The sequence below is a fragment of the Anaerotignum lactatifermentans genome (assembly GCF_014982935.1).
GTDB lineage: Bacteria > Bacillota > Clostridia > Lachnospirales > Anaerotignaceae > Anaerotignum > Anaerotignum lactatifermentans.
On record NZ_JADCKK010000047.1, the window covers coordinates 1 to 19,708 of the forward strand.

Sequence of the window (19,708 nt, forward strand, 5' to 3'; positions counted from 1 at the left end):
GCATAGTTTCTATTACCATTTTCTTGAATTCTGGTGTATATCGTTTATTTGGTACTCCTTTTGGCATAAAAATCACCCCACTTGTTATTCAGTATATCATACTGTCTAACAAATGGGGTTCAGTTCACTCAAGGATTCCAGCTATATTTCTTTTTCTTATGAAGCAGCACGGAATGTGTCTGCCTGAATTCATAAAAATTAAACCAGTTCGATGATAACTTCCATCGCACCGTCGCCTTTACGAGCGCCCAGTTTCACAATTCTTGTGTAACCGCCGTTACGACCAGCGTATTTAGGAGCGATTTCGTCGAACATTTTTGCAGCCATGTCAACTTTTTTGCTGTTCTTTCTTACTTTCTTGCCATCAGCAGGAACTTCTGTAACAGGGTACAGGTAAGCCAGCATCTGACGTCTAGCTGCCAGTCTGGAAGGTTTATCCTTCTTAACTGTTTTCTTAACTTCGTCATAAACAGTTACTTTTTTGCCGTTTACAACTTCTTTCACTCTTTTGCCGTTAGCGTCTTTTTTCGCTACTTTTGCTGTTACTTCAACTTCTTCGAAGTTTTCTCTTTCTTTCACAGCCAGAGTGATCAGTTTTTCAGCGATTCTTCTTACTTCTTTCGCTCTTGTTTCTGTTGTTTTGATTTTACCGTGGTACAACAGGTTTGTAACCTGGTTTCTCAGCAGAGCTTTTCTCTGAGGAGTTGTTTTACCCAGTTTTCTATATCCGGATGCATGCATTGTTGAATCCTCCTTGTTCTCACCTGCAAAACTTACCCCGACCCCACTGCTTCTTCGGGCTTACGTGTGTCGTAATTTCGCAGTAAATAATAGTAGCCGATTATTCGTCGCTGGGTCTGAGTGCCAGTCCCAGTTCCGCCATTTTGTTCAGTACTTCTTCCAGGGACTTGCGGCCCAGGTTTCTTACCTTCATCATTTCTTCTTCTGTCTTGTTTGCCAGGTCTTCCACGGTGTTGATACCTGCACGTTTCAGGCAGTTGTAAGAACGCACGGACAGATCCAGTTCTTCAATGCTCATTTCCAGAACTTTTTCTTTCTTGCCTTCTTCTTTTTCAACCATGATGGAAGCATCTTTCGCATTGTCAGAAAGATCGATGAACAGGTTCAAATGCTCATTCAGAATCTTTGCACCGTAGCTAACTGCATCGTCGGGCGCAATGGTTCCGTTTGTCCAGACTTCCAGAGAGAGCTTGTCATAGTCAGTGATCTGACCAACACGAGTATTTTCAACCAGGAAGTTTACTCTTGTAACAGGTGTGAAAATACTGTCTACCGGAAGCATGCCGATTGGCTGATCGTCTTTTTTGTTCTTGTCGGCACCAACATAGCCGCGGCCTTTCTGAATGGTGATTTCCATATACAGTTTGCTGCCAGGGCCACCGGAAAGTGTCGCAATGTGATGGTCAGGGTTCAGGATTTCGATGTCGCTGTCTGCTTTGATGTCAGAGCCTTTGACTTCGCCTTCGCCTTCCATGTCAATGTACGCAATTTTCGGTTCGTTGCCTTCGCTGGTGTTTTTGATTGCCAGCCCTTTCAGATTCAGGATGATTTCTGTCACGTCTTCTTTTACGCCAGGAATCACACTAAATTCATGAAGTACGCCGTCAATTTTTACGTTGCTGACTGCTGCGCCAGGCAGGGAAGAAAGCAGGATTCTTCTCAGGGAGTTGCCCAGAGTTGTGCCATAGCCTCTTTCCAGAGGTTCTACCACAAATTTGCCATAAGTTCCGTCCGGTGCCATCTCAGCAATTTCAATGCGAGGTTTCTCAAATTCAAACACTCATTCAAACCTCCCTTTTTTATGATAGATGGCCGCAAGGAAAAATGCCTTGCGGCTTTAGAATTGACTTCACTGCACAATCGAGATTGATTATTTGGAGTACAGTTCGACGATCAGTGTTTCTTCAACGGGAACATCGATCTGTGCTCTTGTGGGTTTCGCAACTACGGTGCCGCTCAGTGCATCGTGGTTAGCTGTCAGCCATTCGGGTACCAGTCTGCCGTCTGTTACAGCCAGAACGTCTTTGTATCTCTGAATGGTTTTGTATTTTTCTTTTACTTCAACAACGTCGCCAACTTTAACCTGGTAAGAAGGGATATCTACAGGTTTGCCGTTAACTGTAACGTGTTTGTGACGAACGATCTGTCTAGCTTCTTTTCTTGTTCTGCCGTAACCCAGACGGAACATAACGTTGTCCAGTCTCATTTCCAGCAGCATCAGAAGGTTTTCACCAGGGATACCTTCTTTTTTAGCGATTTTTTCAGCCTGTGCATAGTAGCTACGGAACTGTTTTTCCAGTACGCCGTAGATGAATTTCGCTTTCTGCTTTTCTCTCATCTGCAGACCGTATTCGCTCATTTTTCTGTTTGCTCTCAAGTTCTGTTTTTTGGATTTTTTATCAATACCCAGGTAGATGGGATCCAGATTCAGGGATCTGCATCTTTTCAATACTGGTACTCTATCTCTAGCCATTATTCTTACACCTCCTGAAAATTATACTCTTCTGCGTTTGGGTGGTCTGCAACCATTGTGAGGAACGGGTGTAACGTCTCTGATCAGTGTTACATCCAGACCTGCAGCCTGCAGAGCGCGGATTGCAGCTTCACGTCCGCTACCGGGACCTTTAACGAAAACTTCGATTGTTTTCAGACCGTAGTCGGAAGCAGCTTTCGCAGCTGTGTCTGCTGCCATCTGTGCAGCATAAGGAGTAGATTTTCTGGAGCCTCTGAAGCCCAGCTGACCTGCGGATGCCCAGGACAGAGCATTACCTACTGCGTCAGTGATTGTAACGATTGTATTGTTAAAAGTAGACTGAATGTGAGCCTGACCACGTTCTACTTTTCTTTTGTCACGGCGTCTGCGAGTTGTAGCTTTTTTCACAGTTTTCTTAGCCATTTCTTCAAACCTCCTTCATGAAATCAATTATTTCTTCTTGTTCGCAACAGTCTTTCTAGGACCTTTTCTTGTTCTTGCGTTTGTTTTTGTTTTCTGACCTCTTACAGGCAGGCCTTTTCTATGACGAATGCCTCTGTAGCAGCCGATTTCAATCAGTCGTTTGATGTTCAGAGCGATTTCTCTTCTCAGGTCACCTTCTACAGTCTGAGTTCTGTCGATGACGTCACGGATTCTAGCAACTTCTTCATCAGTCAGATCTCTAACTCTTGTATCCAGGTCTACGCCTGCTTCTTTCAGAATACGAACAGCACTGGAATGGCCAATGCCATAAACGTATGTCAAACCAACTTCAACGCGTTTTTCTCTTGGTAAGTCTACACCAGCAATACGTGCCATGTATATCTTGCACCTCCTATGATAATTCCTCTATCTATAACAAAAAAAGTTCAAAATAATATTCGCATAAATATGTTGTAAGCGTTGGGCATTACAAACGAGAAGAACAGCCGTCAGTCTGCCTGCTGCTCCCGCTATTAACTGTATGCTCCTTCGTCCTACCTTGACGGATTTACCAACGGCTTCCGAGGACGTTTACCCCCGTAAAGCCATAACGAAATCATCAGCCTTGTTTCTGTTTATGCTTGGGATTTTCACAAATGACCATTACACGACCTTTTCTTTTGATGATTCTGCATTTTTCACACATGGGTTTTACAGATGGTCTTACTTTCATTGTGATCGCTCCTTCCTTATTTCGCTCTCCAAATGATTCTGCCCTTTGTCAGGTCATAAGGAGACATTTCCACTAACACTTTGTCACCGGGCAAAATACGGATGAAATTCATACGCAGCTTGCCGGAGATATGCGCCAAAATCTGATGGCCGTTTTCCAGTTCCACCTGAAACATGGCGTTCGGTAATTTTTCCAGCACGGTTCCTTCTACTTCAATAACGTCATTTTTTGACAAGACCAAGAACCTCCTTAAATTATGTTTCCGCCAACTTCTTGTACTTTTTGATGGCCTTTGCGATATCCGCATCCAGGACGTAAGCCCCTTCGGCCAGTTTATCGGCCAAAACCGTGTCCACATATCCGGTTGGCTGCACGTGGATCATCTTCTTGCGTTTTGGCTTTTCAATCTTGCGGCGTTTGCCGTCTGCCAGATAGACATAAGCCCCTTCCACAAAAAGCACCATCAACGTATCGCCCTTGTCGTGGCCGCTTTTGGAATAAACCACTTGCCCGCTCTGATATTCCATCGTTCTCACCTCATTACATTCGTGGGATAACGTAAGGATTTTGACTTTTCAGCCGCCATCAAAACGGTATCATTTCTATTTCGTGGAGTCTTGCTCCACCGAAGCCGCTCTTAGCTGCTCCCCGAAAATTTTCACATTGACTTAAGCAACGCGTTCCCTTCTTGCTTAGGCGTCCAGACCAGCGATGATCGCTTTTGTGATCTCGTCGATGGGCATGGTGCCGTCTACTTCAAAGAGAATACCTTCTTTTTCATAAAAGCCTACCAGAGGTTCGCTCTGTTCGTGGAATGTCTGGATACGTTTTTTACCAGCTTCCACTGTGTCGTCTTTACGCTGCGTCAATTTTTCGCCGCATACATCACAGATACCCTCAACTTTGGAAGGAAGGAACATTTTGTTATATGTTGCACCGCATTTAGGACAAGTCTGTCTTGCTGTCAATCTTTCCAGCATCACTTCGTCAGGTGCGTTGATATAAACAACTTTATCCAGTTTTACCATTTCTTCCAGTTTTTCCGCCTGTACGACTGTACGAGGGAAACCATCCAGAATGAAACCTTTTGCGCAGTCATCTTTTTTGATTCTTTCCTGAACGATCGCGATGATCAGTTCATCAGAAACCAAACCGCCTGCTGCCATAATGGATTTCGCCTGATTACCAAGCTCTGTTCCTTTTGCCACTTCTTCTCTGAGCATATCGCCTGTAGAAATATGAGCGATGCCGTAATGTTTCACCAGTCTTGCTGCCTGTGTGCCTTTGCCGGCTGCAGGCGCACCAATGAGTACCAATTTCATATACGAATCAACCTCTTTTCTTTATAGGCCTTCTCTCTGTTTTTCTCCCCAAGTAACAACCGGCGGGAAATGCATGCTGCATTCCCCAGGCGGCTGCTATTATTCGCTCAAAAATCCTTTATAGTGACGCATCAGCAACTGGCTTTCCAGTGCTTTTACGATATCCAGTGTAACGCCAACCACGATGATCAGTGTCGTACCACCGAAGCCAACATTCACTTTGAAGATCCACTGCAGCGCAACAGGCACCATAGCCAGGATTGCGTAGCAGATTGCGCCAACCAGTGTGATTCTGCTTACCACTCTGGTGATATAAGCGCTGGTGGGCTGACCAGGTCTAATACCAGGGATGAAGCCACCGTTCTTCTTCATGTTCATCGCGATTTCATTGGGGTTGATCACGATGGATGTGTAGAAATATGTGAAGAAGATAATCAATAATACATACAGACACGCACCGATGGGGTGTGTCATATTCAGAACTTCGATCACCTTTGTGAAAACTTCACCCTTGTTGGGGATAAAGTTACCAATCTGCTGCGGGAACTGCAGCAAAGAGATTGCAAAGATGATGGAGATAACGCCGGAAGTATTTACCTTGATCGGCATTGTTGTGCTTCTGCCGCTGGCCTGTTTTCTGCCAACCATTTTGGAAGAATACTGCACGGGCAGTCTTCTTTCACCACGGTTTACGCAAACGATGAATGCCAGAACGATGAGCAGAATCACCAGAATTGCAGCAACCTTTACCGCACCCATTGCACCGGAACCGCTGATCATGTAGTACAGACTAGCCGCACCCATAGGCAGACCGGAAACGATGTTGATAAAGATTACCATGGAAGAACCATTGCCAATCCCTTTTGCTGTAATCTGTTCTGCCAGCCACATTACAAATGTGGAACCGCAAACCAGAGTTACAACAGAAGCAACATAGTACAGCATATTTGCTTCCACATACATGTTCTGATAGGTATATGTTAACCCAATACCCTGTATGAGCGCAAGTATTACTGTTAAATATCTGCTATAAGACTGCAATTTTTTTCTGCCTTCGGGACCTTCTTTTGAAAGCTGTTCAAATTTGGGAATCGCGATGGTCAACAGCTGCATGATGATGGACGCGTTGATATAAGGACCAATACCCATTGCAAAGATTGACCAGCTGGAGTTGGCGCCGCCAGCAATCATGCTGTACAGTGTGCCTACCCCTGCGGATTCTCTTGCCGCAACCACACTTGCTGCGTCAATACCGGGCAGAGCAATTTGTGTACCGATTCTGATGATTGCGAAAATCATCAGCGTATACAGAATTTTGTTTCTAATTTCTTTCGTCTTCCAAGAATTTACGAAAATCTTAAACAATTAGATCACCTCTGCTTTGCCGCCGGCTGCTTCGATTTTTTCCTGAGCTGTTTTGCTGTAGAAGTTTACTTTCACGGTCAGCTTTCTTTCCAGATCGCCTTCGCCAAGAATCTTCACGCCATCTCTAGGATTACTGATCAAACCTACGGCTTTCAAAGCATCGATATCTACTACTGCGTCGTTTTCAAATACATTCAGCATGGAAACGTTGATAGCAACGATTTCTTTGCTGTTTCTGCATGTGAAGCCTCTTTTAGGGAGTCTTCTGTACAAAGGCATCTGACCGCCTTCGAAGCCGCATTTGCCGCCGGCACCAGAACGCTGGCCCTGACCTTTGTGACCTCTGCCTGCTGTTTTACCGTTGCCGGTTGCATGACCTCTGCCTCTTCTCCAATTCTTTTCTCTGGAGCCTTCAGCAGGTCTCAATTCGCATAAGTTCATTATGGCACCTCCTGAAATTAAACTTCTTCAACTTTTACAAGGTGGCTAATCTGATGAATCATGCCTCTGATAGCCGCGTTGTCTTCTTTCTCTACGCTGCTGTTTGTCTTTCTCAGACCCAGCGCCTGTACTGTTTTTTTATGTTTCGGAATTGCTCCGATTGTAGATTTCACCAATGTGATTTTAATTTTAGCCACTGTCAATTCCTCCTTAACCCAAGAGTTCTTCTACAGTAATGCCACGCAGTTTAGCTACTGCTTCAGGTGTTGTCGCTCTGGACAGACCTTCGATTGTAGCGCTTACTACGTTACGTTTGTTGTTGGAACCCAGGGATTTTGTTCTGATGTTGCGGATACCTGCCAATTCCAATACGGCACGAGCAGGGCCACCAGCGATGATACCGGTACCTTCTGCAGCAGGCATCAGCAGAACGCTTGCGCTGCCGTATGTGCCTGTAACGCCGTGGAAGATGCTGTCTACATCATTTCTGTTTACTTCGATGATGTTTTTCATAGCGTCTTCTTTCCCTTTGCGGATAGCATCGGGGATTTCAGCAGCTTTACCAACGCCGCAGCCTACATGACCGTTGCCGTCGCCAACAACAACCAGTGCGGAGAATCTCATGGTACGACCGCCTTTAACAACTTTTGTTACGCGGTTGATGGTAACTACTTTATCTTTCAGATCTAAAGTGCTTGGATCGATTCTTTTCAACTTGCTTTCCTCCTTGCCTTAGAATGTCAAACCGGCTTCTCTTGCTGCTTCCGCCAGGGCTTTGATTTTGCCGTGGTAAATGAAACCGCCACGGTCGAATACAACTTCTGTGATACCTTTTTCTACTGCTTTTTTCGCAATAGCTTCGCCAACAGCTGCTGCAGCTGCTACAGTATCAGTATGTTCCAGTGTGCTAGCGATTTCAGATTCCATTGTGGAAGCTGCTACCAGTGTATGATGTGCAACGTCGTCGATGATCTGTGCATACATGTGTTTGTTAGATCTGAACACTGCCAGTCTGGGTCTCATTGCTGTACCCTTCACATGGTTGCGGATTCTGTAATGTCTTTTCTTACGAGCCGCTGCACGAGATGGCTTGTTAATCATAGTATTTTCACTCCGTTTCTTTCAAATCAGTCACTTTCCGATATAAACAATCACGCTGCGTGCGTCAGATTATTTCTTACCGGTCTTACCAACTTTACGTCTAATATATTCGTCAGAGTATTTAATACCTTTGCCTTTATAGGGTTCGGGGGGACGTTTTGTTCTGATTTCAGCAGCAAACTGTCCAACTTTTTCTTTATCAATACCCTTAACAATGATTTTGTTTGTGCCTTCTACGATGGATTCGATACCTTCGGGATCTTCCATTTCTACAGGGTGAGAGTAACCCAGTGTCAGGGTCAGTTTCTTACCGGATTTTGCAGCTCTGTAACCAACACCGTTGATTTCCAGTGTTTTTTCATAACCCTGAGTAACACCAACGATCATGTTGAAGATCAGAGTTCTTGTCAGGCCGTGTAATGCTTTATTTCTTTTCAGGTCGTTGGGTCTTGTTACCACAATCTGACCATCTTCCATTGCGATATGCATGTCTGCGGATAATTTTCTTTCCAGTGTGCCTTTGGGACCTTTCACTGTCAGCAGGTTATCTTCACCGATTTTAACTTCAACACCGGCAGGTACTGCTACGGGCAATTTACCGATTCTAGACATGGTCTGCACCTCCTAATACTTGTCGATTTATATTACCAAACGAAAGCAACAACTTCGCCGCCAACGCCTGCTTTTCTTGCTTCTTTATCTGTCATCAAGCCATGGCTTGTGGAAATGATGGCAATTCCCAGACCGCCCAGAACTTTAGGCAGTTCGTCTTTGCCTGCGAAAACTCTCAGACCGGGTTTGGAAATTCTTTTCAGACCTGTGATAACTTTTTCATTTTTATCTGCACCATATTTCAGGCTGATACGCAGTGTGGATTTGATACCATCTTCGATTACTTCGTAACCTTTTACGTAACCTTCTTTAGTTAAAATGTCCGCAATTGCTTTCTTCATCTTGGAAGAAGGAACATCTACTGTATCGTGTTTCGCAATATTACCGTTTCTGATTCTAGTGAGCATATCTGCGATAGGGTCGCTCATGGACATTGTCAATTCCTCCTTTCGTTATTACCAGCTTGCTTTCTTTACGCCGGGAATCTGACCTTTGTATGCCAGTTCACGGAAGCAAATACGGCAAATTCCATATTTTTTCAGTACAGAGTGAGGTCTGCCGCACACTCTGCAACGTGTGTAAGCTCTTGTAGAGAATTTAGGTTTTCTCTGCTGCTTTACAACCATAGATGTTTTAGCCATTTTTGTCCCTCCCTTGATTATTTTGCGAATGGCATACCGAACAATCTCAGTAATTCTCTTGCTTCTTCGTCTGTTTTCGCTGTTGTTACGAAAACGATATCCATACCTCTGATTTTGTCTACTTTATCGTATTCGATTTCAGGGAAGATCAGCTGTTCTTTGATACCCATTGTGTAGTTACCTCTGCCGTCAAAGCTGTTCGCTTTCACACCACGGAAGTCACGTACACGAGGCAGCGCAATGTTGATCAGTCTGTCAGCGAATTCGTACATTCTGTCGCCTCTCAGTGTAACTTTGCAACCGATGTTCATGCCTTCACGCAGTTTGAAGTTCGCAACGGATTTTTTAGCTTTTGTTACCAGAGGTTTCTGACCGGAGATGGTAGCCATATCCTTTACAGCGCCATCCAGAACTTTCGCATTTTCTTTTGCTTCGCCTACGCCCATGTTGATGATGATTTTTTCAATCTTGGGTACAGCCAGCTTGTTTGTATATGAAAACTTTTTAGTCATTTCAGGGATAATTTCTGTGTTATAGAAATCTCTTAATCTGCTCATTGTTTACCTCCTTTCACAGGGATTAGTCGATAACTTCGCCTGTTTTTTTCGCTACTCTTACTTTTTTACCGTCTTTGATCATTGCACCCAGGCGTGTTGCTTTGCCGTTGTGCAGGTACATTACGTTGGAAGCGTGGATGGAACCTTCTTTTTTCACGATGCCGCCCTGCTGATTCTGCATGGAGGGTTTTGTGTGTTTGGAAATCATGTTTACGCCTTCAACGATGACACGGTTGTTTTTTCTATCTACATGAAGGATCTTGCCTTCTTTGCCTTTGTCTTTACCAGCGATGACAACAACTTTGTCACCTGTTTTCAATTTCATGTTAGCCACCTAGCACACCTCCTTATAATACTTCCGGTGCCAGAGAAAGAATTTTCATGAACTGTTTCTCTCTCAGCTCTCTTGCAACGGGCCCGAAGATACGAGTACCTCTGGGGTTTTTGTCATCTTTGATGATAACTGCTGCGTTTTCGTCGAATCTGATATAGCTGCCGTCTGCTCTGCCTACGGGATGAACGGTTCTAACGACTACTGCTTTTACAACGTCGCCTTTTTTAACAACACCGCCGGGTGTTGCGTCTTTAACTGCAGCTACGATAATATCGCCAACTCCTGCATATCTTCTGGTGGAACCACCCAGTACTCTGATGCAAAGGAGTTCTTTTGCTCCTGAATTGTCTGCTACTTTCAATCTGGTTTCTTGCTGAACCATCTAAATTCCTCCTCTCTGCAGGATTATTTTGCTTTTTCGATGATGCTTACAAGTCTCCATCTCTTGTCTTTGGACAGAGGTCTTGTTTCCATAACCTTTACACGGTCGCCGATACCGCATTCGTTGTTTTCGTCATGGGCTTTCAGCTTGTAAGTTCTGTTTACGATCTTACCATACAAAGGGTGTTTTACTTTATCTTCTACAGCAACTACGATTGTTTTGTCCATCTTGTCGCTGACTACTCTACCGATTCTGGTTTTACGAAGATTTCTTTCTTCCACGTTGTGTGCCTCCTTTCGCTAAACCGTGTTTATTATTTTACTTCTCTTGCTTTCTGTGTCATTACTGTCTGGATTCTTGCGATGTTCTTACGAACTTCCTTGATTCTTGCTGTGTTATCCAACTGATTTGTTGCGTTCTGGAATCTCAGGTTGAACAGTTCTTTTTTAGCGGAAACAAGGTCCTTCTGTAATTCATCAGCAGTTTTACCCATCAATTCACTTACATAACCTTTTGTTTTCACTGATGATCACCTGCCATTTCTGCTGCTTCTGCCTTGGAAACGATTTTGCACTTGATGGGCAGTTTGTGGATTGCCAGTCTCAGTGCTTCTCTTGCTGTTTCTTCTGCAACGCCGCCGATTTCAAACATAACTCTGCCGGGTTTTACTACTGCTACCCAATATTCGGGAGCGCCTTTACCGGAACCCATACGAGTACCGATAGGTTTTGCGGAAACGGGTTTGTCAGGGAAAATTTTGATCCAAACGTCACCGCCACGTTTAATATGTCTTGTCATCGCAACACGAGCTGCTTCGATCTGATTGGATGTGATCCATGTGGGTTCCATAGCCATGATACCGAAGTCGCCGTAAGTAACTTTGTTACCTCTGTAAGCGCGGCCTTTCATAGAACCTCTCTGCTGTTTACGATGTTTTACTCTTTTAGGCATTAACATAATTACTTAGCGCCTCCTTCCTTTTTCGCTGCTTTTACAGGAAGTACCTCACCTTTGTAAATCCAAACCTTTACGCCCAGTTTGCCGTATGTTGTATCAGCTTCTGCGAAGCCGTAGTCAATGTCTGCGCGCAGTGTCTGCAGGGGGATGGTACCGTCATGGTAGCTTTCAGTACGAGCAATATCAGCGCCGCCCAGACGACCGCTTACTGCTGTTTTGATACCTTTTGCACCGAATTTCATTGTTCTGCCCATTGCCTGCTTCATTGCACGACGGAATGTTACACGGTTTTCCAGATCCAGTGCGATTCTTTCAGCAACCAGCTGAGCGTCTGTTTCGGGTCTTTTGATTTCTTCAATGTTCACAGCAACCTTCTGGCTTGTCATTTTCTGGATTTCGCCTTTCAGTTCTTCGATTGCCTGACCATTTTTACCGATTACGATACCGGGTTTTGCTGTATATACGCTAATCTTTACGCGGCCAGCTGTTCTTTCGATAGCGATTTTGGAAACGCCTGCTGCGTAGAGTTTCTTTTTGATGAATTTTCTGATTTTAACGTCTTCTACCAGGTAATCAGCAAAGTCTTTTTCAGCATACCATTTGGTATCCCAGTCTTTGATGATACCGACTCTTAATCCATGTGGATTTACTTTCTGTCCCATTGTGTACCTCCTTATCTCTCATTGAGAATGATGGAAATGTGGCAAGATCTTTTCAGAATGCGGTAAGCTCTGCCCTGTGCTCTGGGGCGGATTCTCTTCATTGTAGGACCCTGATCTGCACTTACCTCTTCTACATACAGTTTGCTCACGTCCATACCCAAGTTGTTTTCTGCGTTTGCCATTGCGGATTTCAGAACTTTCGCAATGATTTCAGAAGCATATCTTGGAGAATAATTCAACATCGCTGCTGCTGTTACAACGTCTTTGCCTTTGATCTGATCCAGAACGATTTTTGCTTTTGTTGCAGGAATACCTACATATTTAGCAGTAGCGTGGGGTCTTTTTTCCTGTGTTGCAATGTTTCTTTCTTTCTTAATTTGGCTTCTATGACCTTTTGCCATGAACGAAACCTCCTTTCGTTTCAAACTTATTACCGAACTCTAGATTTCTTTTCTGCGTCTTTGCCGTGGCCTCTGTAAGTTCTTGTCAGAGCGAATTCGCCCAGTTTGTGGCCAACCATGTCTTCTGTGATATATACGGGAACATGTCTTCTGCCGTCATAAACCGCGATTGTATGACCGATCATATCGGGGTAGATTGTAGAACGGCGAGACCATGTTTTGATTACGTTCTTTTCGCCTGCTGCGTTCATTGCGTCGATTTTCTTCAGCAGATGATCGTCAGCGAAAGGTCCCTTTTTCAGTGATCTGCTCATTATTTCATCCTCCTTGTTTCATGCTCTGTGCTCAAGCGGCACATCGAAATTCATTAGCCGTTTCTACGACGAATGATATATTTGTTGGAAGCTTTGTGTTTGTTTCTTGTTTTGTAGCCCATTGCAGGTTTGCCCCAAGGTGTCATAGGAGATGGACGACCGATAGGTGCTCTACCTTCACCACCACCGTGAGGGTGATCGTTAGGGTTCATTACGGAACCTCTTACTGTAGGTCTGATACCCATGTGACGTTTTCTACCTGCTTTACCGATGTGAACCAGTTCGTGGTCGATGTTACCAACCTGACCGATTGTTGCTCTGCATTCAATGGGCAGCAGTCTCATTTCGCCGGAGGGCAGTTTAACTGTTGCATATTTGCCTTCTTTTGCCATCAGCTGTGCAACGTTACCAGCGGAACGAACCAGCTGACCGCCTTTGCCGGGTTTCATTTCGATATTGTGGATGTTTGCACCAACGGGGATCATGCTCATAGGCAGTGTGTTACCTACTTTAACTTCAGCTTCAGGACCGTTCATTACGTGGTCGCCAACATGCAGACCAACGGGAGCCAGAATGTAGGATTTTGTACCGTCAGCGTAAACGATCAGAGCGATGTTTGCTGTTCTGTTAGGATCGTATTCGATTGCTTTTACTGTTGCAGGAATACCATCTTTGTTGCGTTTGAAGTCTACCAGTCTGTATTTGATCGCAGCGCCGCCGCCTTTGTGACGAACTGTGATTTTACCCTGGTTATTTCTACCGGAGTTTTTCTTCAGGTGTACCACCAGAGATTTCTCGGGTGTGGATTTTGTGATTTCATCAAATGCGGACACTGTCATGTGTCTTCTGGACGGTGTATATGGCTTATATCTTTTAATTGCCATTTTTTCCACTCCTTTCGATAAGTGTTTATCTGTCTACACGTTTCCGTGTGTTTTGCGTTCAAGTGCCTTCCGGATTACATACCCTGGAAGATTTCGATGTCTTTGCTGTCAGCAGCCAGTTTAACAACTGCTTTTTTGAATTTTTTTGTTTTGCCGAAGATATAACCTCTTCTTTTGGGTTTGCCGCTGTAGTTCATTGTGTTAACAGCTGCTACCTTCGCGCCTTCGAACATTTTTTCAACTGCTTCTTTTACCTGAGCTTTTGTAGCTTCGGGATGAACCAGGAAAGTATATTTTTTATCATCCAGAACAGCCATACTGTTTTCTGTGATAACGGGTCTCAAGATTACGTCATAATATTTCAGATCTGCCATTATGCGTACACCTCCTCGATTTTCGCTACCGCGTCTTTTGTTACAACCAGTGTGTTGTATTTCAGCAGGTCGTAAACGTTGATTGTGCTTACGGAAGCTGTTTTTACATCAGGGATGTTTCTAGCGGACAGCATTACGTTTGTGTTTGTACCATCCATAACGATCAGTGCTTTGCCGCAGTTGATGTTAGCCAGTACTTTAGCCATATCTTTTGTCTTAACTTCTGCCAGGTTCAGTTCATCCAGAACGATGATTTTGCCTTCAGCAACTTTTGTAGACAGTGCAGACTGCAGTGCCAGTCTTTTTACTTTTTTGTTCAGTTTGAAGGAGTAATCTCTCGGCTTGGGAGCGAATACTACGCCACCGCCAACCCACTGAGGGGAACGGATGGAGCCGTGTCTTGCTCTACCTGTGCCTTTCTGTCTCCAAGGTTTTCTACCACCGCCACGTACTTCTGCACGTGTTTTTGTGCTCTGTGTGCCCTGTCTCTGGTTAGCCAGATACTGAACTACTGCCAGGTGCATCACATGTTCATTTGCTTCTATTCCGAAAATAGCGTCGTTCAGGTCGATGTTGCCTACCTGTTCGCCATTCATGTTCATTACTGCAACGTTTGCCATGTTAGTTTCCTCCTTTCGTAAAGTTTATCAAGCCTTTACGCTGTCTTTGATTACCAGAACAGAACCTTTAGGGCCGGGAACTGCGCCTTTGATCAGCAGCAGGTTCTTTTCTGCATCAGCACGAACGATTTCAAGGTTCTGGATGGTTACTTTTACGCTACCCATGTGACCAGGCATTCTTTTGCCTTTTTTAACACGGCTGGGTGTAGCGGAAGAACCCATGGAACCAACTACTCTGTGAGATTTGGAACCATGACCCATGGGACCTCTCTGTGCGTTATATCTCTTAATTGTGCTCTGGAAGCCTTTACCTTTGGAAACGCCGCTAGCGTCTACTTTGTCGCCTGCTGCGAATACGTCAGCTTTGATTTCAGCACCAACTTCGTAAGCGCTTGTGTCTTCCAGTCTGAATTCTTTCAGGTATTTCTTAGCAGCTACGCCTGCTTTGTCGAAATGACCTTTTGCGGGTTTGTTTACTTTTTTTGCTTTTGCATCCTTGAAACCAACCTGGATTGCTTCATAGCCGTCGTTTTCCATTGTTTTCTTCTGGATTACAACGCAGGGGCCTGCTTCAAGAACGGTAACCGGTACCAGTGCACCGTTTTCTGTGAAAACCTGTGTCATACCGATTTTCTTAGCCATAATAGCCTTTTTCATGTAGTTGCACCTCCTAAGTTTCTACAGCGGATTGCCCTCTTTCGAGAGTAATCATACTAGATTCATATAAGAGTCTTGCATGAAGATGTTTCTTATATAAACCGAGTGTTTTGGATAATTTCTTTTATTTGAAATCAGCGGTCGTTGCTTCCGTCTGTGATTTCCGTGATCTTATTTCATCACTTTCAGTGTGATGTCTACGCCTGCGGGCAGGTCCAGACGGCTCAGAGCGTCTGCTGTTTTGCCTGTAGGGCTCAGAATGTCGATCAATCTCTTGTGAGTTCTCATTTCGAACTGTTCTCTGGAGTCTTTGTATTTGTGTGTTGCTCTGATGATGGTCACAACTTCCTTCTTAGTGGGAAGTGGAATAGGACCACTGATCTGCGCTCCTGTTTTCTTTGCTGTTTCAATGATCTGCGCTGCAGACTGATCGATCAGCTTGTGATCGTAAGCTTTGAGACTGATTCTGATTTTTGGGTTAGCCATAAAAAAAGTCCCCTCCTTTTCGTACTTTAACTTTCAGCACGACAAGTGGTGACTGCACACTTATCCGGGTGTATCCTGCAACGAAAGATACGCAAAGTTATCCTGTCGAGATAACTTACCCTAAATATTCAGTACAGTGACCTTGTCGCCCGGTTTCTTGAACTGGACATCGCTCCTCGGAAAAACCATCAAACCGCTCAATTCGGCTCTCAGCAACCTTCCGTATCAACACTCTATGTCACAACACAAACAAGTATACACGACTTTTCCTGATTTGGCAAGAGTTTTTTTGTATTTTTTCAAAAAAATTTCTTTGAATTTTAACAAAAAACATTCGTCTGTTTCACGCAAAACTTAAACAAAATAAACAAGTGTATACACGCACTTCTGCATAATGCATCCCTCTTTTGTTTCTCTTGTACAAAACAGGCGCCTGAATTTCTCCGTTTTTACACGCATAAATAAGCACCTCTTTCATAGGCACTCACAATCTTTCTTTTTCTTTTGATATTCCCATTTTTTCCAGATTTTATACCTGCATCCTCTTTCTGCAAAAACGGAGTTTCTTCCTATATATAATAGTAGAAATCCTTCTCAATCAAAAATAAAAAAATCGGAAACTCCCATTTCTGAGAATTTCCGATTTGCTTTTTATGAAAACGCTTATCTGCGTACGCAGTCCTTTGTGATTTCCTTCAGGCTATGTACACCGCACATTGCCATGGTATCTTTCAGTTCTGCGCCCAGTTTTTCCACCAGAGCCGCAACGCCTTCTTCCGCAGCGCCGTAAATGACGTTTACGAAAGGACGACCGATGAGCACACCATCTGCACCCAAAGCCAGCGCTTTGAATACATCCATACCGGAACGGATACCGCCGTCTACCAAAATGGTCATTTTGCCGCCAACAGCTTCTACGATTTCAGGCAGAACTTCTGCTGTTGCGGGGCACTGATCCAGTACACGACCGCCGTGGTTGGAAACAACGATGGCAGCAGCGCCTGCTTCCAGTGCTTTCTTTGCACCGTTTACAGTCATGATGCCTTTCAGGATGAAAGGTACCCCTGCGTAAGAAATGATTTCTTTCAATTCCTCCACAGTTTTGCTGCCTGCGGGAGGTGTCATATTTTTCAGGAAAGGCAGACCAGCCGCATCAATGTCCATGGCGATCATTTTTACGCCTGCTGCTTTTGCCATGTCAATTTTTTCTTTTACCAGTTCCATATTCCAGGGCTTGATGGTAGGAACACCCACACCGTCGGATGCTTTGATGGCTTCACATGCACCAGCAAATACATTATGGTCAGTACCGTCGCCAGTAAATGCCGCAATGCCGTTGTCCGCACATGCTTTTACCAGAATGTGGTTATATCCGTTGTCATCATACTTGTCACCGTAGTGCAGCTGCATAGCACCAATGGGTGCAGCAAAGAACGGATAATCATAAGTTTTTCCAAACAATTCAAATTTCGTGTCAACAGGTTTGTTTTCGCAAATAGTATCCATGTTTACGCAGATTTCCTGCCATTTCTGATAGTTGCGAATGAAGCCCGTACCAATTCCCTTTGCGCCAGGACCGGGAATCTGATTTTTACATGCCAAACCGTTGCAAACAGGACAAACCTTACAGTAAGGTCCCATTTCTCCTCTAGCCGCAGCCAATACTTCCTGATAATTCATAGAAATTTTTCCTCCACTCAAATAAATTGAATTTTTATCTTATGTATGAAATGGCGCATTAGTTCTTGAAGCTGTGGATAGGTGCAGGGATTCTGCCGCCTCTTGCGATGAAGTCTTCGCAGCTGTATTTGTTTACAGCCATGATGGGTGCATAACCCAGCAGACCACCGAATTCTACGGATTCGCCAACACCTCTGCCAATCACAGGGATCAGACGAACCGCAGTTGTTTTATTATTCACCATACCGATTGCAGCTTCATCGGCAATGATACCGGACAGTGTTGCAGGTGTGGTATCGCCAGGTACAGCGATCATGTCCAGACCAACGGAGCATACGCAAGTCATAGCTTCCAGTTTTTCCAGAGTCAAAGCGCCTTTTGCAGCTGCTTCGATCATACCATGGTCTTCGCTGACAGGAATGAACGCACCGCTCAGACCGCCAACGTAAGAGGATGCCATAACGCCGCCTTTTTTCACGTTGTCGTTCAGCAGAGCCAGAGCTGCTGTTGTACCAGGTGCACCGGGTTCAGCCAGACCCATTTCCTGGAAGATTTCCGCGATACTGTCACCAACAGCAGGTGTAGGTGCCAGAGAAAGGTCGATGATACCGAAAGGTACATTCAGACGTTTGGACGCTTCTCTTGCGATCATCTGACCAACACGAGTGATTTTGAATGCTGTACGTTTTACTGTTTCGCACAGTGTTTCAAAATCTTCGCCTCTTACTTCTTCCAGTGCTTTTTTCACAACGCCGGGGCCGCTGACACCAACGTTGATGGCACAGTCTGCTTCACCAACGCCGTGGAAAGCACCTGCCATGAAGGGGTTGTCTTCTACAGCGTTGCAGAATACAACCAGTTTTGCACAACCGATGCATTCTCTGTCTTTTGTCAGTTCTGCTGTTTTATGGATCACTTCGCCCATTTCTTTGACAGCATCCATGTTGATACCGTTACGGGAAGTACCGATATTTACGGAAGAACAAACAAAGTCTGTCACTGCCATAGCTTCAGGAATGGAAGCGATAAGTTTTCTGTCACTTTCGGTGTAGCCTTTCTGCACCAGCGCAGAAAAACCACCAATGAAGTTTACGCCTACGGCTTTTGCAGCACGATCCAATGTCTGCGCAATACTTACATAAGAATCTGTTTTGCAGCCAGCTGCTGCAATGGCAATGGGAGTTACGGAAATACGCTTGTTTACAACAGGCACGCCGTATTCCTTTGCCAGTTCGTCACCGACTTTTACCAGATCTTTGGCATAAGTGGTGATTTTATTGTATACCTTTTCGTTAAACTTATCAATATCCGCGTCAGCACAATCCAGCAGACTGATACCCATGGTGATGGTTCTCACGTCCAGATTGGCGTTGTCGATCATCTGATTGGTTTCTAAAATTTCATTTCTTGTAATCATCTGTTTGTGACCTCCCATCAAATGCGGTGCATTGCGTCAAAAATTTCTGTATGCTGCATTTTGATTACCAGTCCCATTTCTTCCCCGATGGAAGCCAGACCGTCTGCTGCCTTGTCAAAATCCTGTGTCATTTCGGTGATGTCTACCACCATAACCATATCAAAATATCCGCCCACGATGGTCTGAGAGATGTCCAGAATATTCACATTCGCTTCAGACAAAAAAGTGCAAACTCTTGCGATAATGCCTACTTTGTCGTGTCCCAATACTGTAATTACTGCTTTTTTCATTGTTTCTGACCTCCTTGAAATTTAGAAAAACAAAATTTCCTTTCTGCGGCAAAGTCCATTCTGGCAAAATGGCAGTCTGCTCCAGCAAAAAAGCCTTAATAAACAGAAAAACAAGGCGTTTTCTGCACCTTGTTTTCTGTTTTATGGCACTATTCTAATACCAAAGACATAGAATGTCCAGTATTATTTTGTATTGTCACTGAACAAAAACACACTTTGACGTTACTTTATTTTTTTCAGCGTCAAAAAACCCAGTAAAATCAAGGCTTTCCGGCATTCTCCAAACTGAACTGTTTCATATTTCCCAAAATATTTCTTTCAAATTTTTACAAAATACGATGTTTTTTCCAATCTCGTGTATGGTTCCGCACACAAAAAAGGTCATGCCCCAAAAGGGCATGACCACATTTTGCTTTTGCTATATTTAAGGAAACAATTAGTTTGTAGCTTTGCTTGCTTTGTATTTTCTGATAGCATCAGCCAGTTTAGGCAGGATCTGTTTCACGTCACCTACGATACCCAGGTCAGATACTTCGAAAATAGGAGCTGTGTCGTTTTTGT

34 protein-coding genes are annotated in these 19,708 nt (G+C 44.3%); all 34 read right to left on the minus strand.

Translation table 11 applies throughout. The features are described 5' to 3' along the window. Nucleotides 1-198: 198 nt before the first annotated feature. Entirely contained in the window at nt 199-741 is a 543-nt protein-coding gene (locus tag INF29_RS10655; RefSeq protein ID WP_193486516.1) for a bL17 family ribosomal protein, read from the minus strand. A 100-nt stretch (nt 742-841) separates the two neighbouring features. Then, complete coding sequence (locus tag INF29_RS10660) at nt 842-1,801, minus strand: DNA-directed RNA polymerase subunit alpha (protein ID WP_022365058.1); 960 nt, start codon at nt 1,799-1,801, stop codon at nt 842-844. Between the two features lie 90 nt (nt 1,802-1,891). Continuing rightward, the gene (gene rpsD / locus INF29_RS10665) at nt 1,892-2,494 is read right to left on the minus strand and encodes a 30S ribosomal protein S4 (protein ID WP_072851371.1); all 603 of its coding nucleotides are present in this window, start codon (nt 2,492-2,494) and stop codon (nt 1,892-1,894) included. Nucleotides 2,495-2,515: 21 nt separating this feature from the next. Further along, on the minus strand, nt 2,516-2,917 hold the full coding sequence (gene rpsK, locus INF29_RS10670; RefSeq protein ID WP_022253552.1) for a 30S ribosomal protein S11: 402 nt from the start codon (nt 2,915-2,917) through the stop codon (nt 2,516-2,518). A gap of 27 nt (nt 2,918-2,944) precedes the next feature. After that, entirely contained in the window at nt 2,945-3,313 is a 369-nt protein-coding gene (gene rpsM, locus INF29_RS10675) for a 30S ribosomal protein S13 (RefSeq protein WP_072851373.1), read from the minus strand. Nucleotides 3,314-3,536: 223 nt separating this feature from the next. After that, nucleotides 3,537-3,650 carry a 50S ribosomal protein L36 gene (gene rpmJ, locus INF29_RS10680; protein WP_004034721.1) on the minus strand — a complete coding sequence of 38 codons (114 nt, stop codon included), beginning with the start codon at nt 3,648-3,650 and terminating at the stop codon, nt 3,537-3,539. Between the two features lie 16 nt (nt 3,651-3,666). Beyond that, nucleotides 3,667-3,885 carry a translation initiation factor IF-1 gene (gene infA / locus INF29_RS10685; protein ID WP_022253554.1) on the minus strand — a complete coding sequence of 73 codons (219 nt, stop codon included), beginning with the start codon at nt 3,883-3,885 and terminating at the stop codon, nt 3,667-3,669. Between the two features lie 19 nt (nt 3,886-3,904). After that, nucleotides 3,905-4,177 carry a KOW domain-containing RNA-binding protein gene (locus INF29_RS10690; protein WP_022253555.1) on the minus strand — a complete coding sequence of 91 codons (273 nt, stop codon included), beginning with the start codon at nt 4,175-4,177 and terminating at the stop codon, nt 3,905-3,907. Nucleotides 4,178-4,342: 165 nt separating this feature from the next. Beyond that, nucleotides 4,343-4,972: an adenylate kinase gene (locus INF29_RS10695; protein WP_072851375.1), complete on the minus strand. Its 630-nt coding sequence runs from the start codon at nt 4,970-4,972 to the stop codon at nt 4,343-4,345. Nucleotides 4,973-5,071: 99 nt separating this feature from the next. Beyond that, nucleotides 5,072-6,337, minus strand: a complete 1,266-nt coding sequence (secY, locus tag INF29_RS10700) for a preprotein translocase subunit SecY (protein ID WP_072851377.1) — start codon at nt 6,335-6,337, stop codon at nt 5,072-5,074. Continuing rightward, complete coding sequence (gene rplO, locus INF29_RS10705; protein WP_193486518.1) at nt 6,338-6,778, minus strand: 50S ribosomal protein L15; 441 nt, start codon at nt 6,776-6,778, stop codon at nt 6,338-6,340. 17 nt (nt 6,779-6,795) lie between these two features. Further along, entirely contained in the window at nt 6,796-6,975 is a 180-nt protein-coding gene (gene rpmD / locus INF29_RS10710) for a 50S ribosomal protein L30 (RefSeq protein ID WP_193486520.1), read from the minus strand. A 13-nt stretch (nt 6,976-6,988) separates the two neighbouring features. After that, nucleotides 6,989-7,492 carry a 30S ribosomal protein S5 gene (gene rpsE, locus INF29_RS10715; RefSeq protein ID WP_022253560.1) on the minus strand — a complete coding sequence of 168 codons (504 nt, stop codon included), beginning with the start codon at nt 7,490-7,492 and terminating at the stop codon, nt 6,989-6,991. Nucleotides 7,493-7,510: 18 nt separating this feature from the next. Next, a complete protein-coding gene (gene rplR, locus INF29_RS10720; protein ID WP_022253561.1) occupies nt 7,511-7,879 on the minus strand; it encodes a 50S ribosomal protein L18 in 369 nt (122 codons plus the stop codon). 69 nt (nt 7,880-7,948) lie between these two features. Then, nucleotides 7,949-8,491, minus strand: a complete 543-nt coding sequence (rplF, locus tag INF29_RS10725; protein ID WP_072851379.1) for a 50S ribosomal protein L6 — start codon at nt 8,489-8,491, stop codon at nt 7,949-7,951. A 32-nt stretch (nt 8,492-8,523) separates the two neighbouring features. Continuing rightward, on the minus strand, nt 8,524-8,925 hold the full coding sequence (gene rpsH, locus INF29_RS10730; protein WP_072851381.1) for a 30S ribosomal protein S8: 402 nt from the start codon (nt 8,923-8,925) through the stop codon (nt 8,524-8,526). A 21-nt stretch (nt 8,926-8,946) separates the two neighbouring features. Continuing rightward, a complete protein-coding gene (locus tag INF29_RS10735) occupies nt 8,947-9,132 on the minus strand; it encodes a type Z 30S ribosomal protein S14 (RefSeq protein ID WP_022253564.1) in 186 nt (61 codons plus the stop codon). 17 nt (nt 9,133-9,149) lie between these two features. Beyond that, entirely contained in the window at nt 9,150-9,689 is a 540-nt protein-coding gene (gene rplE / locus INF29_RS10740; protein WP_022253565.1) for a 50S ribosomal protein L5, read from the minus strand. 22 nt (nt 9,690-9,711) lie between these two features. Further along, nucleotides 9,712-10,014, minus strand: a complete 303-nt coding sequence (gene rplX, locus INF29_RS10745; protein ID WP_022253566.1) for a 50S ribosomal protein L24 — start codon at nt 10,012-10,014, stop codon at nt 9,712-9,714. A gap of 22 nt (nt 10,015-10,036) precedes the next feature. Continuing rightward, nucleotides 10,037-10,405 carry a 50S ribosomal protein L14 gene (rplN, locus tag INF29_RS10750; RefSeq protein ID WP_022253567.1) on the minus strand — a complete coding sequence of 123 codons (369 nt, stop codon included), beginning with the start codon at nt 10,403-10,405 and terminating at the stop codon, nt 10,037-10,039. 23 nt (nt 10,406-10,428) lie between these two features. Next, nucleotides 10,429-10,686 (minus strand): 30S ribosomal protein S17, encoded by a 258-nt coding sequence (rpsQ, locus tag INF29_RS10755; RefSeq protein WP_022253568.1) that lies wholly within the window; start codon nt 10,684-10,686, stop codon nt 10,429-10,431. A gap of 32 nt (nt 10,687-10,718) precedes the next feature. After that, nucleotides 10,719-10,928, minus strand: a complete 210-nt coding sequence (gene rpmC, locus INF29_RS10760; RefSeq protein WP_022253569.1) for a 50S ribosomal protein L29 — start codon at nt 10,926-10,928, stop codon at nt 10,719-10,721. Then, nucleotides 10,925-11,362 (minus strand): 50S ribosomal protein L16, encoded by a 438-nt coding sequence (rplP, locus tag INF29_RS10765; RefSeq protein ID WP_022253570.1) that lies wholly within the window; start codon nt 11,360-11,362, stop codon nt 10,925-10,927. Before rplP ends, rpmC begins: the two co-directional genes overlap by 4 nt. Nucleotides 11,363-11,364: 2 nt before the next feature. Beyond that, nucleotides 11,365-12,024: a 30S ribosomal protein S3 gene (gene rpsC / locus INF29_RS10770; protein ID WP_072851383.1), complete on the minus strand. Its 660-nt coding sequence runs from the start codon at nt 12,022-12,024 to the stop codon at nt 11,365-11,367. A gap of 11 nt (nt 12,025-12,035) precedes the next feature. Beyond that, nucleotides 12,036-12,425 carry a 50S ribosomal protein L22 gene (gene rplV / locus INF29_RS10775; RefSeq protein WP_022253572.1) on the minus strand — a complete coding sequence of 130 codons (390 nt, stop codon included), beginning with the start codon at nt 12,423-12,425 and terminating at the stop codon, nt 12,036-12,038. A 29-nt stretch (nt 12,426-12,454) separates the two neighbouring features. Continuing rightward, nucleotides 12,455-12,739 carry a 30S ribosomal protein S19 gene (gene rpsS, locus INF29_RS10780; protein WP_022253573.1) on the minus strand — a complete coding sequence of 95 codons (285 nt, stop codon included), beginning with the start codon at nt 12,737-12,739 and terminating at the stop codon, nt 12,455-12,457. A 53-nt stretch (nt 12,740-12,792) separates the two neighbouring features. Then, nucleotides 12,793-13,623: a 50S ribosomal protein L2 gene (rplB, locus tag INF29_RS10785; RefSeq protein WP_072851384.1), complete on the minus strand. Its 831-nt coding sequence runs from the start codon at nt 13,621-13,623 to the stop codon at nt 12,793-12,795. A 74-nt stretch (nt 13,624-13,697) separates the two neighbouring features. Then, nucleotides 13,698-13,997, minus strand: coding sequence for a 50S ribosomal protein L23 (rplW, locus tag INF29_RS10790; protein WP_022365056.1), 300 nt, complete (start codon nt 13,995-13,997; stop codon nt 13,698-13,700). After that, nucleotides 13,997-14,617, minus strand: a complete 621-nt coding sequence (gene rplD / locus INF29_RS10795; RefSeq protein ID WP_022253576.1) for a 50S ribosomal protein L4 — start codon at nt 14,615-14,617, stop codon at nt 13,997-13,999. Before rplD ends, rplW begins: the two co-directional genes overlap by 1 nt. Nucleotides 14,618-14,644: 27 nt before the next feature. Continuing rightward, nucleotides 14,645-15,274 (minus strand): 50S ribosomal protein L3, encoded by a 630-nt coding sequence (gene rplC, locus INF29_RS10800; protein ID WP_022253577.1) that lies wholly within the window; start codon nt 15,272-15,274, stop codon nt 14,645-14,647. Nucleotides 15,275-15,445: 171 nt separating this feature from the next. Continuing rightward, on the minus strand, nt 15,446-15,760 hold the full coding sequence (rpsJ, locus tag INF29_RS10805) for a 30S ribosomal protein S10 (protein ID WP_022253578.1): 315 nt from the start codon (nt 15,758-15,760) through the stop codon (nt 15,446-15,448). A 663-nt stretch (nt 15,761-16,423) separates the two neighbouring features. Then, nucleotides 16,424-17,440: an alpha-hydroxy-acid oxidizing protein gene (locus tag INF29_RS10810; RefSeq protein ID WP_072851388.1), complete on the minus strand. Its 1,017-nt coding sequence runs from the start codon at nt 17,438-17,440 to the stop codon at nt 16,424-16,426. A gap of 58 nt (nt 17,441-17,498) precedes the next feature. Then, nucleotides 17,499-18,857: a PFL family protein gene (locus INF29_RS10815; RefSeq protein WP_022253580.1), complete on the minus strand. Its 1,359-nt coding sequence runs from the start codon at nt 18,855-18,857 to the stop codon at nt 17,499-17,501. A gap of 17 nt (nt 18,858-18,874) precedes the next feature. After that, on the minus strand, nt 18,875-19,147 hold the full coding sequence (locus INF29_RS10820) for an ACT domain-containing protein (RefSeq protein ID WP_193486522.1): 273 nt from the start codon (nt 19,145-19,147) through the stop codon (nt 18,875-18,877). Nucleotides 19,148-19,708 lie beyond the last annotated feature (561 nt).

Excerpts from the sequence above, each read along its gene's own strand:
- INF29_RS10655 (WP_193486516.1), bottom strand. The coding sequence starts at position 741 with ATGCATGCATCCGGATATAGAAAACTGGGTAAAACAACTCCTCAGAGA.
- rpsD (WP_072851371.1), bottom strand. The coding sequence starts at position 2,494 with ATGGCTAGAGATAGAGTACCAGTATTGAAAAGATGCAGATCCCTGAAT.
- rpsK (WP_022253552.1), bottom strand. The coding sequence starts at position 2,917 with ATGGCTAAGAAAACTGTGAAAAAAGCTACAACTCGCAGACGCCGTGAC.
- rpsM (WP_072851373.1), bottom strand. The coding sequence starts at position 3,313 with ATGGCACGTATTGCTGGTGTAGACTTACCAAGAGAAAAACGCGTTGAA.
- rpmJ (WP_004034721.1), bottom strand. The coding sequence starts at position 3,650 with ATGAAAGTAAGACCATCTGTAAAACCCATGTGTGAAAAATGCAGAATC.
- INF29_RS10690 (WP_022253555.1), bottom strand. The coding sequence starts at position 4,177 with ATGGAATATCAGAGCGGGCAAGTGGTTTATTCCAAAAGCGGCCACGAC.
- INF29_RS10695 (WP_072851375.1), bottom strand. The coding sequence starts at position 4,972 with ATGAAATTGGTACTCATTGGTGCGCCTGCAGCCGGCAAAGGCACACAG.
- rplO (WP_193486518.1), bottom strand. The coding sequence starts at position 6,778 with ATGAACTTATGCGAATTGAGACCTGCTGAAGGCTCCAGAGAAAAGAAT.
- rplR (WP_022253561.1), bottom strand. The coding sequence starts at position 7,879 with ATGATTAACAAGCCATCTCGTGCAGCGGCTCGTAAGAAAAGACATTAC.
- rplF (WP_072851379.1), bottom strand. The coding sequence starts at position 8,491 with ATGTCTAGAATCGGTAAATTGCCCGTAGCAGTACCTGCCGGTGTTGAA.
- rpsH (WP_072851381.1), bottom strand. The coding sequence starts at position 8,925 with ATGTCCATGAGCGACCCTATCGCAGATATGCTCACTAGAATCAGAAAC.
- INF29_RS10735 (WP_022253564.1), bottom strand. The coding sequence starts at position 9,132 with ATGGCTAAAACATCTATGGTTGTAAAGCAGCAGAGAAAACCTAAATTC.
- rplE (WP_022253565.1), bottom strand. The coding sequence starts at position 9,689 with ATGAGCAGATTAAGAGATTTCTATAACACAGAAATTATCCCTGAAATG.
- rplX (WP_022253566.1), bottom strand. The coding sequence starts at position 10,014 with ATGAAATTGAAAACAGGTGACAAAGTTGTTGTCATCGCTGGTAAAGAC.
- rplN (WP_022253567.1), bottom strand. The coding sequence starts at position 10,405 with ATGGTTCAGCAAGAAACCAGATTGAAAGTAGCAGACAATTCAGGAGCA.
- rplP (WP_022253570.1), bottom strand. The coding sequence starts at position 11,362 with ATGTTAATGCCTAAAAGAGTAAAACATCGTAAACAGCAGAGAGGTTCT.
- rpsC (WP_072851383.1), bottom strand. The coding sequence starts at position 12,024 with ATGGGACAGAAAGTAAATCCACATGGATTAAGAGTCGGTATCATCAAA.
- rplV (WP_022253572.1), bottom strand. The coding sequence starts at position 12,425 with ATGGCAAAAGGTCATAGAAGCCAAATTAAGAAAGAAAGAAACATTGCA.
- rpsS (WP_022253573.1), bottom strand. The coding sequence starts at position 12,739 with ATGAGCAGATCACTGAAAAAGGGACCTTTCGCTGACGATCATCTGCTG.
- rplB (WP_072851384.1), bottom strand. The coding sequence starts at position 13,623 with ATGGCAATTAAAAGATATAAGCCATATACACCGTCCAGAAGACACATG.
- rplW (WP_022365056.1), bottom strand. The coding sequence starts at position 13,997 with ATGGCAGATCTGAAATATTATGACGTAATCTTGAGACCCGTTATCACA.
- rplD (WP_022253576.1), bottom strand. The coding sequence starts at position 14,617 with ATGGCAAACGTTGCAGTAATGAACATGAATGGCGAACAGGTAGGCAAC.
- rplC (WP_022253577.1), bottom strand. The coding sequence starts at position 15,274 with ATGAAAAAGGCTATTATGGCTAAGAAAATCGGTATGACACAGGTTTTC.
- rpsJ (WP_022253578.1), bottom strand. The coding sequence starts at position 15,760 with ATGGCTAACCCAAAAATCAGAATCAGTCTCAAAGCTTACGATCACAAG.
- INF29_RS10810 (WP_072851388.1), bottom strand. The coding sequence starts at position 17,440 with ATGAATTATCAGGAAGTATTGGCTGCGGCTAGAGGAGAAATGGGACCT.
- INF29_RS10815 (WP_022253580.1), bottom strand. The coding sequence starts at position 18,857 with ATGATTACAAGAAATGAAATTTTAGAAACCAATCAGATGATCGACAAC.
- INF29_RS10820 (WP_193486522.1), bottom strand. The coding sequence starts at position 19,147 with ATGAAAAAAGCAGTAATTACAGTATTGGGACACGACAAAGTAGGCATT.